The organism is Coprococcus sp. HPP0074, from assembly GCF_964238105.1.
Lineage (GTDB): Bacteria > Bacillota > Clostridia > Lachnospirales > Lachnospiraceae > Faecalimonas > Faecalimonas umbilicata.
In genome coordinates, this window is record NZ_CAXSKS010000001.1 from 476,986 (window position 1) to 491,786 (window position 14,801).

General features: G+C 34.1%; 14 protein-coding genes and 1 pseudogene. All 15 read right to left on the reverse strand.

Annotated elements, in window-relative coordinates:
* Positions 1 to 348 precede the first annotated feature (348 nt).
* Positions 349 to 2,148: a DNA/RNA helicase domain-containing protein gene (locus ACESPO_RS02255; RefSeq protein ID WP_499788399.1), complete on the reverse strand. Its 1,800-nt coding sequence runs from the start codon at positions 2,146 to 2,148 to the stop codon at positions 349 to 351.
* A gap of 18 nt (positions 2,149 to 2,166) precedes the next feature.
* Positions 2,167 to 2,499, reverse strand: a complete 333-nt coding sequence (locus tag ACESPO_RS02260) for a nucleotide pyrophosphohydrolase (protein WP_412935701.1) — start codon at positions 2,497 to 2,499, stop codon at positions 2,167 to 2,169.
* Between the two features lie 95 nt (positions 2,500 to 2,594).
* On the reverse strand, positions 2,595 to 3,485 hold the full coding sequence (locus ACESPO_RS02265) for a Fic family protein (protein ID WP_499788400.1): 891 nt from the start codon (positions 3,483 to 3,485) through the stop codon (positions 2,595 to 2,597).
* A gap of 359 nt (positions 3,486 to 3,844) precedes the next feature.
* Entirely contained in the window at positions 3,845 to 4,012 is a 168-nt protein-coding gene (locus tag ACESPO_RS02270; RefSeq protein ID WP_009262523.1) for a hypothetical protein, read from the reverse strand.
* 451 nt (positions 4,013 to 4,463) lie between these two features.
* The gene (locus ACESPO_RS02275) at positions 4,464 to 5,219 is read right to left on the reverse strand and encodes an amino acid ABC transporter ATP-binding protein (RefSeq protein WP_120105223.1); all 756 of its coding nucleotides are present in this window, start codon (positions 5,217 to 5,219) and stop codon (positions 4,464 to 4,466) included.
* 12 nt (positions 5,220 to 5,231) lie between these two features.
* Entirely contained in the window at positions 5,232 to 5,879 is a 648-nt protein-coding gene (locus tag ACESPO_RS02280) for an amino acid ABC transporter permease (RefSeq protein WP_016440400.1), read from the reverse strand.
* A 58-nt stretch (positions 5,880 to 5,937) separates the two neighbouring features.
* A complete protein-coding gene (locus ACESPO_RS02285; RefSeq protein ID WP_117576218.1) occupies positions 5,938 to 6,768 on the reverse strand; it encodes an amino acid ABC transporter substrate-binding protein in 831 nt (276 codons plus the stop codon).
* A 186-nt stretch (positions 6,769 to 6,954) separates the two neighbouring features.
* Positions 6,955 to 7,341, reverse strand: coding sequence for an 8-oxo-dGTP diphosphatase MutT (gene mutT, locus ACESPO_RS02290; protein ID WP_016439069.1), 387 nt, complete (start codon positions 7,339 to 7,341; stop codon positions 6,955 to 6,957).
* A 20-nt stretch (positions 7,342 to 7,361) separates the two neighbouring features.
* Positions 7,362 to 9,563 (reverse strand): annotated as a pseudogene (locus ACESPO_RS02295) (DUF3427 domain-containing protein); the annotation flags it as partial.
* Positions 9,564 to 9,623: 60 nt separating this feature from the next.
* Positions 9,624 to 11,252: a hypothetical protein gene (locus ACESPO_RS02300; protein WP_499788401.1), complete on the reverse strand. Its 1,629-nt coding sequence runs from the start codon at positions 11,250 to 11,252 to the stop codon at positions 9,624 to 9,626.
* A gap of 105 nt (positions 11,253 to 11,357) precedes the next feature.
* Positions 11,358 to 12,524, reverse strand: a complete 1,167-nt coding sequence (locus tag ACESPO_RS02305) for a hypothetical protein (RefSeq protein ID WP_499788402.1) — start codon at positions 12,522 to 12,524, stop codon at positions 11,358 to 11,360.
* Positions 12,500 to 12,751, reverse strand: a complete 252-nt coding sequence (locus ACESPO_RS02310; protein WP_270666287.1) for a hypothetical protein — start codon at positions 12,749 to 12,751, stop codon at positions 12,500 to 12,502. Before ACESPO_RS02310 ends, ACESPO_RS02305 begins: the two co-directional genes overlap by 25 nt.
* Before the next feature lie 6 nt (positions 12,752 to 12,757).
* Positions 12,758 to 13,363, reverse strand: coding sequence for a hypothetical protein (locus ACESPO_RS02315; protein ID WP_499788403.1), 606 nt, complete (start codon positions 13,361 to 13,363; stop codon positions 12,758 to 12,760).
* Positions 13,364 to 13,477: 114 nt separating this feature from the next.
* Positions 13,478 to 14,008, reverse strand: a complete 531-nt coding sequence (locus ACESPO_RS02320) for a hypothetical protein (protein ID WP_499788404.1) — start codon at positions 14,006 to 14,008, stop codon at positions 13,478 to 13,480.
* A gap of 41 nt (positions 14,009 to 14,049) precedes the next feature.
* Complete coding sequence (locus ACESPO_RS02325) at positions 14,050 to 14,799, reverse strand: DUF6339 family protein (protein ID WP_270666282.1); 750 nt, start codon at positions 14,797 to 14,799, stop codon at positions 14,050 to 14,052.
* Positions 14,800 to 14,801: the final 2 nt, after the last annotated feature.

The following is a 14,801-nucleotide window of genomic DNA, read 5'->3' on the forward strand; positions in this document are numbered from 1 at the left end:
TGCTTGCTTTTTTACATTTAAAACACGCTATACCAAATTGTAAAGATTTTACTTTCAACTTCATTTATAAAAAAAGCTATAAGATTCCACTATTAGAATTCTTACAGCTTTCATTCTCATCATGTCACATCCCTAAATTATAATTATTTATCTTGTAACACTCACACAAAAATCTATGGGTTATTTTCGGGTTATTTCTTCCCCACAAATACCTTCCAAGTATTGATTTTACTGACTTTTTAAAGAGTTCTTCAAAGAGTGCCGTGGCAGATGAAAAGCACTCGTATCATATTTTTTCTCCTGATTTCTTTCCAATAATGAACAACACGCGGATAATTTATGAACAAATTACCTCTCTTCTAATGTAACTTCATTCGCTGGAATTATGAATTTTTTCAAATACTTCTGCATATTTTTATTATATGCATAAACATAACATCCCTTTATACCACGAGCTAGAATCGTAGTATATGTATTAATAATTAGTTTTTTTAAAGTTTCCGCATCTGTTCCAGCTTTTACTTTTGAATCCTTATACTGCTTCAAATCTATTACTATCGAATTACTATCAAAATTATAGTCAATCTCTTTGCCAAATATAACGCCCACATAATTCATGTCATATCCCTGAGTCGTGTGAATGCATCCAATCGTACAATGCGAATCCTGTCTGGTAAGCCATGATTCATTGGTCAAATTCCAAATATATTTGTGATTTTCAATCCGAATATCATATTCACCATTTTGAACGAGTAAGTCATAACAAGACATATCATCCTTAGGTTTATTCTTTTGTTTTGTCTTCCACTCCCATGAAAATCCAGCAACTGTTTTGCACAATCCCATTTCATCATCTTTTTTACGTACAGTTTCCACAAGTAAATTAACGTCATCAAAAATCAGAAAATCGTAATTTTCCATATTTTCGCATTCTTTTCTCCTGCAGGTCATTATATCCTTAATATACTGAAGGTAGGTGTCTCCACCTTCACATCTCATTTGTGTCTCAAGAATATGTTCATTCGTTACGTAATTATACTTTTTCAAAGTATTTTCATATTCATCATGTGAAATATCAGATGACTTTACACTTTGAGATTTATCATAAAAAAGAACAATATGCTTCGCTGATTTTAAAACCCATTCAAGCTGATTAGTTTTAGTTGGTTCTAAATCTAGCAATCTACTAACATCATCAAAAGATTTATATCCTGTAAGATTTTTACGTTTCGACAATCTATGTGATTCATCGACAAAAAGAATATCATAGTCTTCTTTAATTACATCTGTTGGTCCTATAACCATTTCACTTACAAGCCCATTACCACACTCTTTGAATACATTTTTAACTGTTCCTCTAATTCCTGGCATAGGAAAGACAAATCCTATCTTGAACTCTTTTCCACCTCTTTGTGTTTGAATAAATTTTTTCAATCTTAACAAAGTATTACGTTTATTTTGATCAATATCATCTTCAAATGCTTCTGCCTTAATATCTAACAAACTATCATCTATATTAATGGCATTTACCAATGAATTAATAATACTAATTGCCAAAACCGTTTTCCCTGTACCAGCACACCCATGAACAAGACTAACGCCCTTTTTATCATTTACAAAGCTATCTATAATTTCATTGATTACTTTTATACTTACTTCATTCTGTTCCCCATTCAGTGCATTATAAGGGGAAAACTTAAATATATTTTTATTTTCAATAATTTCAACAGAAGAATTTGCAAGCTTCTTATCGAGCATTTCCTGCCATAGAACAGTGAACTGATTTCGATAAAATTTTCTCTGATAGTAATCATGTATAGCTTGCTGACCTTTGTTTTTATTCAATATATTTTTGAATCTTCCGTCCACTGAACAATACTTTATCAAACGCTGCTCATAATCTAAAATAACCGATTTATTAAAACGCCCATTAAAAACAACCTCTATAACCTTTAAATCCTTCTTTTCTTCATTTTTCAAATGCTGACTCATTCGAGCAGCCGCACTTGTAGTTTCACCTATATAGAGATTGTTATTATCGTGAATAAGATAGACTACAGGCCAATTTGTCCCCTTTGATAATTCTTTTAACTTTTGCAATCCATGTTCGTTAAATTCAAACTCTTTAATTTCATCCATAACCACCATAAACCGTACCTCGCATCATTACAATTTATCATATTTGTCACTCTTTCCTTTGGACTTTTCCACTGGATATTTCTCGTTGTTTTTTTCTATTTTCGTTTGCACAATTTCATCCAAATCCAATCCACATGCATCCGCCATCAAGACACAATAATTTACAACATCTGCAAGTTCTTCTTTTATCTCTTCTATTTTATTGTTTGAAGAAGTTTCAGCTCCACTCCACTGAAATACTTCCAACAATTCTGATGCTTCCAAAGAAATGGAGATTGCCAAATCTTTTGGGTTATGAAATTGTTTCCAATCTCTGTCATCTCTAAATTTAAGAATTTGATTGATAGTTTCCTGTGTCATATTATTCCCCATCCTTCCAATTCCAAACATATTATATATTAAGCGGCACTGCAAACCATTTTATAAAAATTTCACCTTAAGGCTTATACTAACTTTCAATACACAATCCTAAAATAATCCAAATACGCTTTATATTTATCCTGTGCTGTCAGACAGGTATCTGTCAGATAGCCTTTTTCATTATTCCATTCTTTCAATCCTCGATAATAGAACATTTTCAGATTATCCTCGATAATGAACGGAACGATATTGTATTTGAGGCATTCCTTAAACATAATTAATCTGCCTACACGGCCATTGCCGTCCTGGAACGGATGAATACGTTCAAACTTTACATGGAAGTCCAGAATATCCTCAAAAGTCTTTTCTTCTTTTCCATTGTACTCTATCAGCAGAGCTTTCATCTTATCGGCAACTTCTTCCGGAAGTGCGGTATACATACCACCGACTTCGTTTGGCAGTTTTTTGTAGTCACCAACCATAAACCAATCTTTACGGGAATCGCTTGTACCTGTTTTAAGTGTGCGGTGCAATTCCTTGATAAACTTTTCGGTAAGTGCACCTTTTGCATTATCAATAATCATATCAATGCAGCAAAAATGGTTTGTTGTTTCGATAACATCATCTACGTTCAACACTTCTTTTTCCACACCGATAGTATTGGTTTCAAAAATATATCTTGTCTGATCGTGAGTCAGACGGCTTCCTTCAATATGGTTAGAATTGTATGTTAAATCAATCTGTGTCTTATGGTAAATGCCGCCGGAATACTTACTTTCTTTCTGTTCCTGTAAAATATCCAGCAATGTAATTGGCTGTTCTTTCTTTTTGTTGGAACGCTCCGGTTTTTCTGCATTTTCAGGAATATTCCAAGTCTTTCCGGTAAGAAATGCACCATTCACTCGGCCTTGAGCACAGTAATTTCTGACGCTACGCTCTGACACATTCCATTTTTTTGCTATTTCAGTAACTGAAAGGTATCGCATTTGCTCTCCTCCGTTATAATTCAACTCAAAATTTGCACTTTATTATGGTATAGTATATCACATTATCGGCAAACTATCAAATATATATTCGTATTTATCTCTTTTATTTTTGCCGTTTCCGGTATTAATTAACTATGTGCCATTACAAAAACATATAACAGCCTGATAGAAATCACATTTTATATATACTCATGTGGTTTATTTCCTTTTAAATTTCAAAAAATCCCTTCGTAAATCAAAAATCCGTTTTACAAGGCATCTTTTTGCTCACATTTTAAAGTAAAACCCTATTTTTAAGTTTTACCGGCAATTTTGCCGATAAAGAAACCAGCCCGTTTTCGAGCTGGTTGCAATTCACATTATGTACAAACCACTTCCCTAACCACTACGTCCTCTGACATTTCTCTCAGCAGATCCATATGTCTTACCCAAGCCATATCGTCTGTTTCCTTATCCGGTGTCGGATTCTGTTTCTGCAGAAACGCTCTGCGCATTCTGCCATACTTATTTAAACTCTTATCTTCCACTGACTGCTCCTATGTCAAGATTTAGTACAAGTTAAAATGAGATTTTCCTCATCTTAACCTGCAAGCGGCAATTCGTCTTGCTGAAGCTTCCGATGCAACTTTTCATAATCATTTGGTGACATATAATCACAGTGACTATGGATTCGTTTTGTATTATAAAACGCTTCTAAGTAATTCTGGTAATTGCGTTTTCCTCGAATTCACTTCACCAAGAATCTGGCTTAGATTTGTATCTAATGATGACGGTGATATAATCATTTTCCTTTCCTCTACTTCCAAATATTATTGTTTTCCATTTTGTAATTACAATATAAATATTTCATAATCTGCTTTCGCAAAAAATCTCGTCTGCAAATGCAATTCTCTTTTCCCCACGAGGATTCTCTCCTGCACTTTTCTTTACATAAAGTATACGGCATTGCCTACTATTAAGCAAGTTGCTTACAAAGAATCACATGGATAATTTTCCCAAAAACTCCCTCATTCTTCCATGATCAGATGCAAAGACTTCTTCCGGATTTCCTTCCACCGCGATGACACCATTCTCCATAAAAATGATCTTATCCGCTACCTTCCGTGCAAAATCCATTTCATGTGTCACGATCACCATCGTCATATGCTCTGCCGCCAGATCTTTGATTACTTTTAAGATCTCTCCGGTCAGCTCCGGATCCAATGCAGATGTAGGTTCATCAAAGAACAACATCTTCGGTTTCATGGCCAGTGCTCGCGCAATCGACACTCTCTGCTGCTGCCCGCCGGAAAGCTGATAAGGATATGCCTCTGCCTTATCCGAAAGTCCCATCTTTGCCAAGAGCTTTTTTGCCTCCTCGTAAACTTCTTCCCTGTTTCTCTTCTGCACATGGATTGGTGCATCTGCAATGTTTTTTATGACAGAAAAGTGCGGAAACAGATTAAAATTTTGGAATACCAGACCGAAACAAGACTGGATTTCTTTCAACTTCTGCTTCTTCGGAAAGGTTGGATTTCCATTCTCTATCCATACTGCCTTCTTTCCCTGATATAGTATTTCCCCGTCATCGATAGTTTCCAGCATTGTTGCGCAGCGAAGCAACGTAGACTTCCCGGATCCAGATGGCCCTATGATTGCCAAAACCTCCCCCTCCTCTACGGAGAGCGAAAGATCCTTAATTACCGTTGTACCTTCAAATTCTTTTTTGATCTGTTTCATTTCTAAAAGACTCATTCTGGAAACCTCCTAACGATAATAGTTCAACTTTTTTTCAAACAATTCCATTCCCCATGCAACTGCATAATTGAAAATATAGTAAAATACACCAGCGATAAAAAATGGAACAACCGTTGTCTGTGCTGCTGCAATCTGTTTTGCTACCGCAAACATTTCAATGTAAGATAATGAATATACCAGAGATGTATCTTTTACCAGTGTGATTACTTCATTTGTCACAGATGGGAGCACATTTTTTACCATCTGTGGCAGTACGATTCTCAAAAACGTCTGCTGTCTGGAATATCCAAGGAGTGCAGCAGCTTCATACTGCCCTTTTGGAATAGACTCTATGCCAGAACGATAGATTTCCGCAAAATAGGCTGCATAATTCAAAGAACATCCAAGAAGAATTGCTGTCAGCTTGTATCCTCCAATATTCATCTGCCACAAGTAATATGGTGCAAAATACCATACTAGAAGTTGCAGCATCAAGGGTGTTCCCCGCATCACCGAGATATAAATTTTCACAATCCAGCTGATTAGTTTGATTCTACTGACTCTTCCAAAATAGACCAACAGCCCTAAAGGCAGCGAAAAAATCAGTGTCATGACAAAAATCAGACAAGTCTGTCCAAACCCTGCTGTCATTTGCCTCAACATTACCCCAAAACTCATGTTTCTTCCTCCTATCAGAATCTCCTTGAAAAGAAGTCCTCTTTCAAAGGGATCTTTTTTATTTTAGAGTTACCATATCGGCAATCTCATATTTTTCCGCGAGCTTTGCAATCGTTCCGTCTTCTGTCAATTTTTTCAGGTCGGCATTGACTACATCGCATAATTCCTGATTTCCTTTTTTAAATCCAATTGCATACTGCTCTGTATTCAAAGTTTCTTCCAAAATCTGGTATCCTTCTCCTCTGGATTTGATCTGATAATTAGCAACTCCTACATCTATTGCAAGAGCATCGAGCGCACCTGCCTGAAGTTCTGTAAAGGCCGTATTATAATCCGCAAACTCATTCAAAGCGCTAAAGGTATCTGCCAGTGCCTTCTGGCCACCTTCTTCTTCACTCTGTAAAAGATCCAGTGCAGCACTTGCTGCCTGCACGCCAACGCTCTTTCCCTGCAAATCTTCCAAAGTTTTCATGCCGGATTTCTCTGCCACAACGATTACTTGACTGTTATCTACATACGGAGTAGAAAATGTATACTCCTCTTCTCTTCCATTCATAGTAAATCCATTCCAAATACAATCAATTGCGCCGGAATTTAATTCCATATCTTTCGAATCCCAGTTGATCGGTTTTTTCACCAGTTCCCAACCTTCCAGTTCACAGACTGCTTCTGCCAGTTCCAAATCAAATCCTGTATATTCTCCATTTTCATCCATATATCCATATGGTGGATATTCTGCATCAAATCCCACTGTAAATGTCTTCTTATCCTCCACACTCTCAGATTCCTTGCCATCCTTTTTGGAAATATTTTCTTTATCTTTGCATCCCCCGAGCACCATTGTTGCGATTGTCATTCCCATCAAAAATATTGCTAAATTCCTTTTCATTCTTTTCATCCTCCTTTTTCTTGCGTTATCACGTTAGTAATTGACCACTTTACTATATTGAATTAATTGCTTTTTATAATATCATACCTTCCCCTTATTGTCAATGCTTGATCAAATTCCTCTCTCATTTTCCGCATAATAAAAGCACCCGTATTTCTACAAGCGCTCTCATCATTTCTTAAAAGACTATATTACTTTCTCTATTTTCTCAATCAAGACACGATCTGCCGGCAACCAATCTACACTATACAAAGCGTCTTTGGTCAGCCATACAGCTGCCTTGTGCTCCTTTAATACTAAGTCTCCTGATCGAACCTGACAGACAAAGCAATCCATTGATAAATGAAATTTCGGATAATCATATTCGACTGTATCCAGCAATTCAATTACCTGAACTTCTGTGTCCAATTCTTCTTTTATCTCTCTTACAATTGCTGCTTCCGGTGTTTCATTAGGCTCAATCTTTCCTCCCGGAAATTCCCAACCACCTTTGAATTCCCCATATCCTCTCTGAGTTGCAAATATTTTCCCCTCATCAATGATAATCGCTGCCACTACTCTAATTGTTTTCATTTGATCTCCCACCGTTTCTATTATCCATTTACAATATATTCATAAATATCTTCTCTCACCGGAGTATCTAATACCCATTCAATTTCCACTGCTGTTTTATCTGTATTGGGCATGATAAATTCTTTTACACCTCCAGTTGAAGCCATTCTACCAAGATAATAAAATTCTTTGGAAATTTTATCATCTTTATTCTTTCTCACAAAAAGCTGCACATCTATTCCTCGTTCTTTCGCATTTAAGAAATTCTGCACATCTTCCGATTCTATACTTCTACCACTTTTCGAAATTGCAATCAAGCGATTATTGCCAATAAAGTGATCCTCATATTTGGTTGTATCACTAATATCTTCTTGCTTGTCATAGTTAATAAATACAGGAAAGGGTTTTGTTTTCTTATCATATTTATATCCACCAATATTCAATGGCACTTCATTTCTTTCCCAATTTAACAAACGACAAGCGTCTTCATATGTATACTTCTGATACAGAACTAAGTCCGTGTCTTGATATCTCATACTAAAATTTTCCTTATAACGCGAAATACCAAAGTCAATTAATTCTTCTAAAATCTTATAGAAATCCTTATTCTTCAACATTTCTCCAAATAATTTAGACACACCATAATCCGAACCCTCTTTTTTCAAAAATACACACTGAGCATACCTCTTCTTAGCTGCACTGGTAGGAAATTCATTTGTCATTATATTCACAACATTCTCTACACAATTATCATCCATAGAACAATTATATTTTTCACGCAATGATTTCTTTAATAAGTCCACTATTCCATGTTGATACTTGAGCAATCGCTTCAACATTTCCAATTCATGAATTCTTTTTCCACTCGCCATTTTTTTGGAAACAAACTCAATTACGTTTTCTTCCTCTTTCGACAGACGAATTGTATACTCCTTTTCATATTTTACAAGAAACTTATAATAAGATCCCAGGCTATTATTATCAAAGATTCTAAGTACATCCATCTCTCCATATTTATCAAAATCGGCAAGTGCGGGTATATGGCCCAACTTATTTTTTAGATTTGCATAATTCTCACGAATTAATTTAATATCACTGAAATTTGCATTATCGATTGCCTGAAAAATTTTCTTTCGAGAAATTTCATCAAAGTGAATCGTACTTGCTCCCGGAATTACGCGTCCCCCTTCTGTTACATAGCGACGGATATTGTCTTTGTTGTAACTTCTATCTCCAGAAAGTGCAATCGGAATCATAAAATTATTCCGATAATTTCCAATAAAATCAATTACAACTACGTATTCTTTGCCTTCTGCTTTGCGAAGTCCACGCCCTAACTGCTGAATAAATATAATTGGCGACTCTGTTGGGCGAAGCATAATTACTTGATTGATCTCTGGAACATCTACACCTTCTGAAAAAATATCCACAGAAATAATATAATCCAATGCATCTTCTTTCTCTTCACCAGCAAGCCGTTCAATCGCTGCTGCTCTCACCGCTTCTGAATCACCACCACTTAACACAAGAGTTCTCCAGCCCTTTTCATTAAACTTAACAGATAGCTCACGGGCTTCATCAATCCGGCTACAAAAAATCAATCCTTTCACTCTTTCTCCGCTATATCCAAAAAATTCTGCCTGTTTCATTACATTTAACACACGCTCATCTGATGTCAAATATCTAAAATTTTCAACTTTTTCTTCCGATGATTTGCCGACATCGGCGATAATCTCCAGATCAGTGAGTCCAAAGTAATGAAATGGGCATAACAAATTTTCCTCCATTGCATTTTGCAAACGAATCTCGTATGCAATCTGATGATTAAAAATCTCATAGATATTTCTATCTCCTAGATAATCATCGCGTTTATCCGGTGTTGCTGTCATCCCCAACCACAACTTTGGCTTGAAATAATCCATAATTTTCTTATAGCTGTCTGCAGAACTATGATGAGCTTCATCAATAATAATCAAATCCCACTGCTCCTTGTTATACTGACTAAGAATATCTGTTTTACTTAATGTCTGTATCGTGGCAAACACAAAATCAGCATCGTAATCTTGATATTTTCCAGTCACCATCCCCATAGAAACCTGGCCACCGAATACTTTCCGATAAGACTTCAATGCCTGTTTGACAATCTGATTACGATGAACTAAAAATAACACACGTTTAAATTCCAATTCTCTTGCTGCAAATGCAGAAGCGTAAGTTTTTCCAGTACCCGAATTTGTCAAGAGGGGATATGCTATTTAATATATAGTACAAGAGTTAGCATTTATTCTTTTATACAAACAATTTTAAATATACAAAGACTCCATCAATTCTTGTATCTCCTGTTGTTCAATTCTACTCTTCCATTGTCGTATTCTATCTTGTATGTACTTTTTATGTTTAAGCAAATCAATACCGGTCAAATAAGGCAACAGAGACTCGAGAAATATGACTCGTTCTTGCATACAAGGGACCATACTTCCAAAGCCACCCCAATGGTTAAGTTCTAATGATAACTTAGTAAAGTTTTCGTAATCCTTATTATTCTGAACAAACATTGCTAAAGCTTTTTTACGAATATCTGTTCCCAATTCCGACAATGCCTCAAACAAAACTATCATTTTCTTGTAGTCATTATTATATCTCTCAACTGTTTTTAATACCCACTCATCTTTTCTTTCATTTATTATGACTTTTTTCTGCTCATACACAAGTAAATTTTTAAATTTGCTTTTAGATTGCCATCTATAATATTCCTTTTTCTCTACAACAATATCGAATAAGTAATCAAAAATATTTATATAGTTATCCAATTCCCAACATGCCATAATTCTATCATGTTCATGTAAATAGGATCCATCTTCATTTCCGTTAATAAACTCTGAATATAACTGAACCCAAGAATTATCAACACTTATAAAATACTTAATAAAATTACCGGCATAATCTGTGTGCTGATTTGATTTTATTGCAAATAAATATATTTTTTTCAACAATTCAATATCATCGGAAAACTTACCCATTAACTCTTCCGGTTTCCACACATAATCATTAAACAACCCTTCAAGATACATTCGTACCATAAACTTACTATACACTTGCTTTTCAAAGATAATCCTAGTAACTATACAATATATTTTGGGCTCAAATTCAATAAAGTTATCCAAAAATCTCAAATGCCTATGCGAAGATGATTTAATTTCTTTATCTCCATCGTCCTGAAAAAATTTAATCAATCTTTCTAACCACAAAGAATTGATTTTTTCTTTTGGCAATATTTCAAAGAACACAAATTGCCACTTGTTTTTTTGAGCAAATTCCATGTTCCATATAAAGTTATAAACATATTCATCGCCATATTGTTCTATTAAATTCTTTATAAGTGTATACGGATGTAACTCAATAAAATTGCCTTTATCAACAAGCACTTTTGCAAAATGACATAATTTTTCTTTATCACTTGATAGTTCATCTACAATGATTTCCAAACTATGGATTATCGCATATTTCTCACATTCTAACTCAAATATGATTTGATTTATTTTATCTACAAGATTAGAAATATCCTCTTTTGTCAAAGATTCAGCATATGTTCTAATTTCAAATTCCCACTGTTTTTCCGCTTCTTCATATGATATTTCCGTTTCCCCGTGCTTGTCTGAAAATATATTATATATTTTCCACTCTTCACATTCACAAACTGCATTAAACTCATCTGCGAATTCAATACCATAATGTTTCCATTTCTTTTTTAATTTTTTACATAAAACACAATATCTTACTTTATTTTTTTCCCACAGTTTATCAACCAACTTCAATATATATTCTTTATCAAATTCGAATACATCTTTTTCTACTTCGTCGTACCAGCCCTCAGCATAATTCTCCAAAATATTTCTAATATCTTTCTCCCAATATGCCTCTTCACTAAGCAAATCTAATTCTTTCCAAATTATATCACGATACTTTTTACACCCTTCTGTTAATATAATAGGTATAGTATACAGCGTTATTGTCCTTCCTCTACCAGATTCTGTCGGTCAGTACAACACATTTAAAAAATGATTAGAAATCCCCAGAAAGAGCTTTGTAATAATAGGACTATTTCTTCTTTTCTTTACACCTGCTACAATAGTATTTACTGTAAAATACTCATACCTATAAGCATTTTTATCAATACTGTAATTTGTTTTTATACACTGCATGACAGTATCAATCGCAGATTGCTTCTTTTCTACATATTCACACATTAGTTCAACTGCCTCTGGTAAAAGAGTACGATTACAATAACCAGAAAGCATTTCTACTATTACATCTTCTGTATGATATTTATCCACTGAAAAATCTATTTCATCAATGTTAATTTTATCTTCATCAACTGTCTCTATTCTATCCTTTACAATCAACAAAGCTTCCTCAGGTCTAAAGTCATGAAAACATTTGACAAATTCATAAAATATTTCTCCTCCTTCAGTTTTATATATATCCCACACTTTCTCTATCTCCGAAGACAAATACTCATGAACTTCTGACGAGCTAAAAATGTTCCATAAAATACTTGTAGCCTTTACGATTCCATTTTTAAAACTTTTAAATCCTATCTCCAATAATTCTGAATATGGCACAATTCGTTTTTTGCAAAACGCATAATATAACATATAATTTCGCAGACATTGATCAGAGATTGTTGCAACTTTATCAAGCTTAATTTCAACAAATTCATCCTCACATAAACAATATATCATTTTCAGAAAAGTTTCTTGATTTATGCTCAATTTATCTAATAAACTTTCTAAAAAACTTATATCTGATAGATTGATTGTATGAAGTAAAGAGATGACACTTGCAGCAAAACACAAATCTCTATCTGTAGTAATAGATGAATTCGTCAGAAACTTGGTATAATAACTTTCATATAACTGTGTTGCATCACTAATTGCAGATAATGACTGCTTTGCTTTTGCTAATCTCCCCGACATATATGCAATTCTCGGATTTCCTTCTGCAATTCGAATAATAGATTCCACAAAATCTTCATTACAACTTCCCATATTAACATTCAAAAATTCTTTTATTTGCTCATCTGTAAAAGGATTCACATTTATTATGTGCGGTTTCGTATATTGCAAAATTTCATTAATAACTCGAGTTGCCGTATAGTCCCTTAATGTTGATATTATTTTTATATCATATCCAGAATCTTCCATATTGATATATTCCAAAATAATTTTAGTCCTACTAGTTCATTTGCATCATCAATCAAAAACAGATACTTTCCAGGTTTATCTATATATGCTGCAACATCTTCTGATATTGACAAATCCATACTTTTGATGCAAAACACCTTATATTCATATTTAATTCCAAAATCTTTGGCTACCTCTAATGATAATCTTGTCTTTCCTACACCTGCTTTTCCAACAACAACGACCATTTTCGTTTAGTGCAAAGCTGACATCATTTCTTCATATTCATCTTTTCTAAATTGAAATTTAGTTGATAATGGTGCCATCATTTCGTTTGTATCATACCGGTTAATAAAATCTCTTTGCTCCAATATTTGATTTGTATCAATAGACATCCCCAAATGATCTTTAGCTAATATTTTGTAATTTCGATATATTTCATCTGCTATTCTATCTATACCATAAATATCGAATAAAATTCCTTTTTCAGCACACATATCTTTTAGTTCCTTGTCTTTTCCCGCCGATAAATTTGATGATGTGTGACAAAAAATTATTTCCTCAATATCTTTTTCTTGAATCCCTGTCTTTTCAAAATTTAAACATTTTTCTATATCCTCTTTCGCTTTCTTAAATAAATCGTCTTTTTGTGTAGTATATGCAACAAAAATATATTTACCATTTTTGCTCTTAAAGTAGGTCTCAGGATTCCCTTTTGTTGTCTTCATTGTCCCCGCTTGCATTCCATATGCATGAATTTCTTCATAACCTTTTCGCGACAACAACGCATCACACAATTCCTGAAATGCGCCCCCTTCAAGGAGATTTATTCTTGCTTTTATATCGGTTAATCTTGACATAGGCACCCCCAATTTACAATAACTGTAGTAGTTCTATCTATTTTTCTAACGATTCATTTCTGTTCCTTATAAAGACTAAAGGAAAATACAAATTTAAATTAGCAACTCAATATATTATTCTACATTTTTACAATCAGACAACACTGTCGTAGATGATAATTCGCCTATGATTAATGGAATATCCAACACACCTTCTAAACTCATTACTTCTTTCTGAAGCTTTTCAAAAGAAATCATAGCTGGTGCATCCTTAGGCGATATCAAATCCAAAGTCTTTCTACTAGCTGCCAATATAATCGCTAATTCCATGCCATCTTTTTTACATGCTTTAATCGCCTCTAGAATATCAGACCCTAAACTCATTTGATGCCTGAATGTAATTCGAATCCACGTTTGCTTCTTAACGAAATAACCTGCATTACCATACCAGCCGTAATCATTAAATCGTTCATCTAAAAACTTATTTAAATATCTTTGCATACCTTTTAGAATACTTTTCCCCGTCTTTATCTTTAAGTTTTGCACAGAATGAAATTCCATTGAAGCATCTTTCCATATATTCTCTCCAATGATTTCCATAGCTTCTTTGGCTTCATCTGTTAAGGCAGGTACTTTCCAAGGAACTTCGCACAGTTTAACCCTCATAGTCAGTTTCCTCATCTTTCCATAAATCAGAAATATTTTTATTAAATATCCATACATCCATATATCTGATTTAATCTTTTATTTGTAAGCGTACATATTTCACTCCTTTTCAAGGCATCTAAAAGTGTAACACCACCTATGCAGTTAATGTATTTATTAGCTTCAACATAATGATAGCGCCCTATATGTTCACCCAACATTTTACGATGTTCGATACAATCCATTACTCCTAACGCAAGGTTTTTGTTTGACACAAAATTATTTGATGAAATCAGCACTATATTTGACGCATATGCTGATTCACATATTAAATCTACCGCATGATAATGATTGCTGTTTTGTTCATCATAAAGCAAATATCCAGTCCACCATAATCTAGACAAACAATTCATAAAACAAGATCGTTTGATACCTCGCATGAAGAAAAAGGAATTAAGTATATCTCGTTCGCTACCACTGTCAAGTTCCTTCTTTCTCCTATATCTAACAAAATCCCATAATTGGCAAATTAACATCCCCGCCCAAAGTCGTTCGTCGGATGCCAGTGCTGGACTCAGATTTCGAAGTGCTTCGTACAGAATCTCTACATTTTTTCTGTCTGAAATATTATAATCCTCATCCATATCCAATCTAAAATCCTTGCACTCGATTTTAGATTCATGTATCCACTCATATTTCTTAAATCTTTCAAGAAACCAATCATTGGACTCATCGCAAAAATGCTTCTTATATTTTTTAAAATTCACCTTTATATCATCAATTGCTTCTTGTGAAAGATATATTAAATTCATAT

Bases quoted from the DNA above. Each gene is read 5' to 3' on its own strand.
- ACESPO_RS02255 (WP_499788399.1), bottom strand. From the start codon at position 2,148: ATGGTGGTTATGGATGAAATTAAAGAGTTTGAATTTAACGAACATGGA.
- ACESPO_RS02260 (WP_412935701.1), bottom strand. From the start codon at position 2,499: ATGACACAGGAAACTATCAATCAAATTCTTAAATTTAGAGATGACAGA.
- ACESPO_RS02265 (WP_499788400.1), bottom strand. From the start codon at position 3,485: ATGCGATACCTTTCAGTTACTGAAATAGCAAAAAAATGGAATGTGTCA.
- ACESPO_RS02275 (WP_120105223.1), bottom strand. From the start codon at position 5,219: ATGAGTCTTTTAGAAATGAAACAGATCAAAAAAGAATTTGAAGGTACA.
- ACESPO_RS02280 (WP_016440400.1), bottom strand. From the start codon at position 5,879: ATGAGTTTTGGGGTAATGTTGAGGCAAATGACAGCAGGGTTTGGACAG.
- ACESPO_RS02285 (WP_117576218.1), bottom strand. From the start codon at position 6,768: ATGAAAAGGAATTTAGCAATATTTTTGATGGGAATGACAATCGCAACA.
- mutT (WP_016439069.1), bottom strand. From the start codon at position 7,341: ATGAAAACAATTAGAGTAGTGGCAGCGATTATCATTGATGAGGGGAAA.
- ACESPO_RS02305 (WP_499788402.1), bottom strand. From the start codon at position 12,524: ATGGAAGATTCTGGATATGATATAAAAATAATATCAACATTAAGGGAC.
- ACESPO_RS02310 (WP_270666287.1), bottom strand. From the start codon at position 12,751: ATGGTCGTTGTTGTTGGAAAAGCAGGTGTAGGAAAGACAAGATTATCA.
- ACESPO_RS02315 (WP_499788403.1), bottom strand. From the start codon at position 13,363: ATGTCAAGATTAACCGATATAAAAGCAAGAATAAATCTCCTTGAAGGG.
- ACESPO_RS02320 (WP_499788404.1), bottom strand. From the start codon at position 14,008: ATGAGGGTTAAACTGTGCGAAGTTCCTTGGAAAGTACCTGCCTTAACA.
- ACESPO_RS02325 (WP_270666282.1), bottom strand. From the start codon at position 14,799: ATGAATTTAATATATCTTTCACAAGAAGCAATTGATGATATAAAGGTG.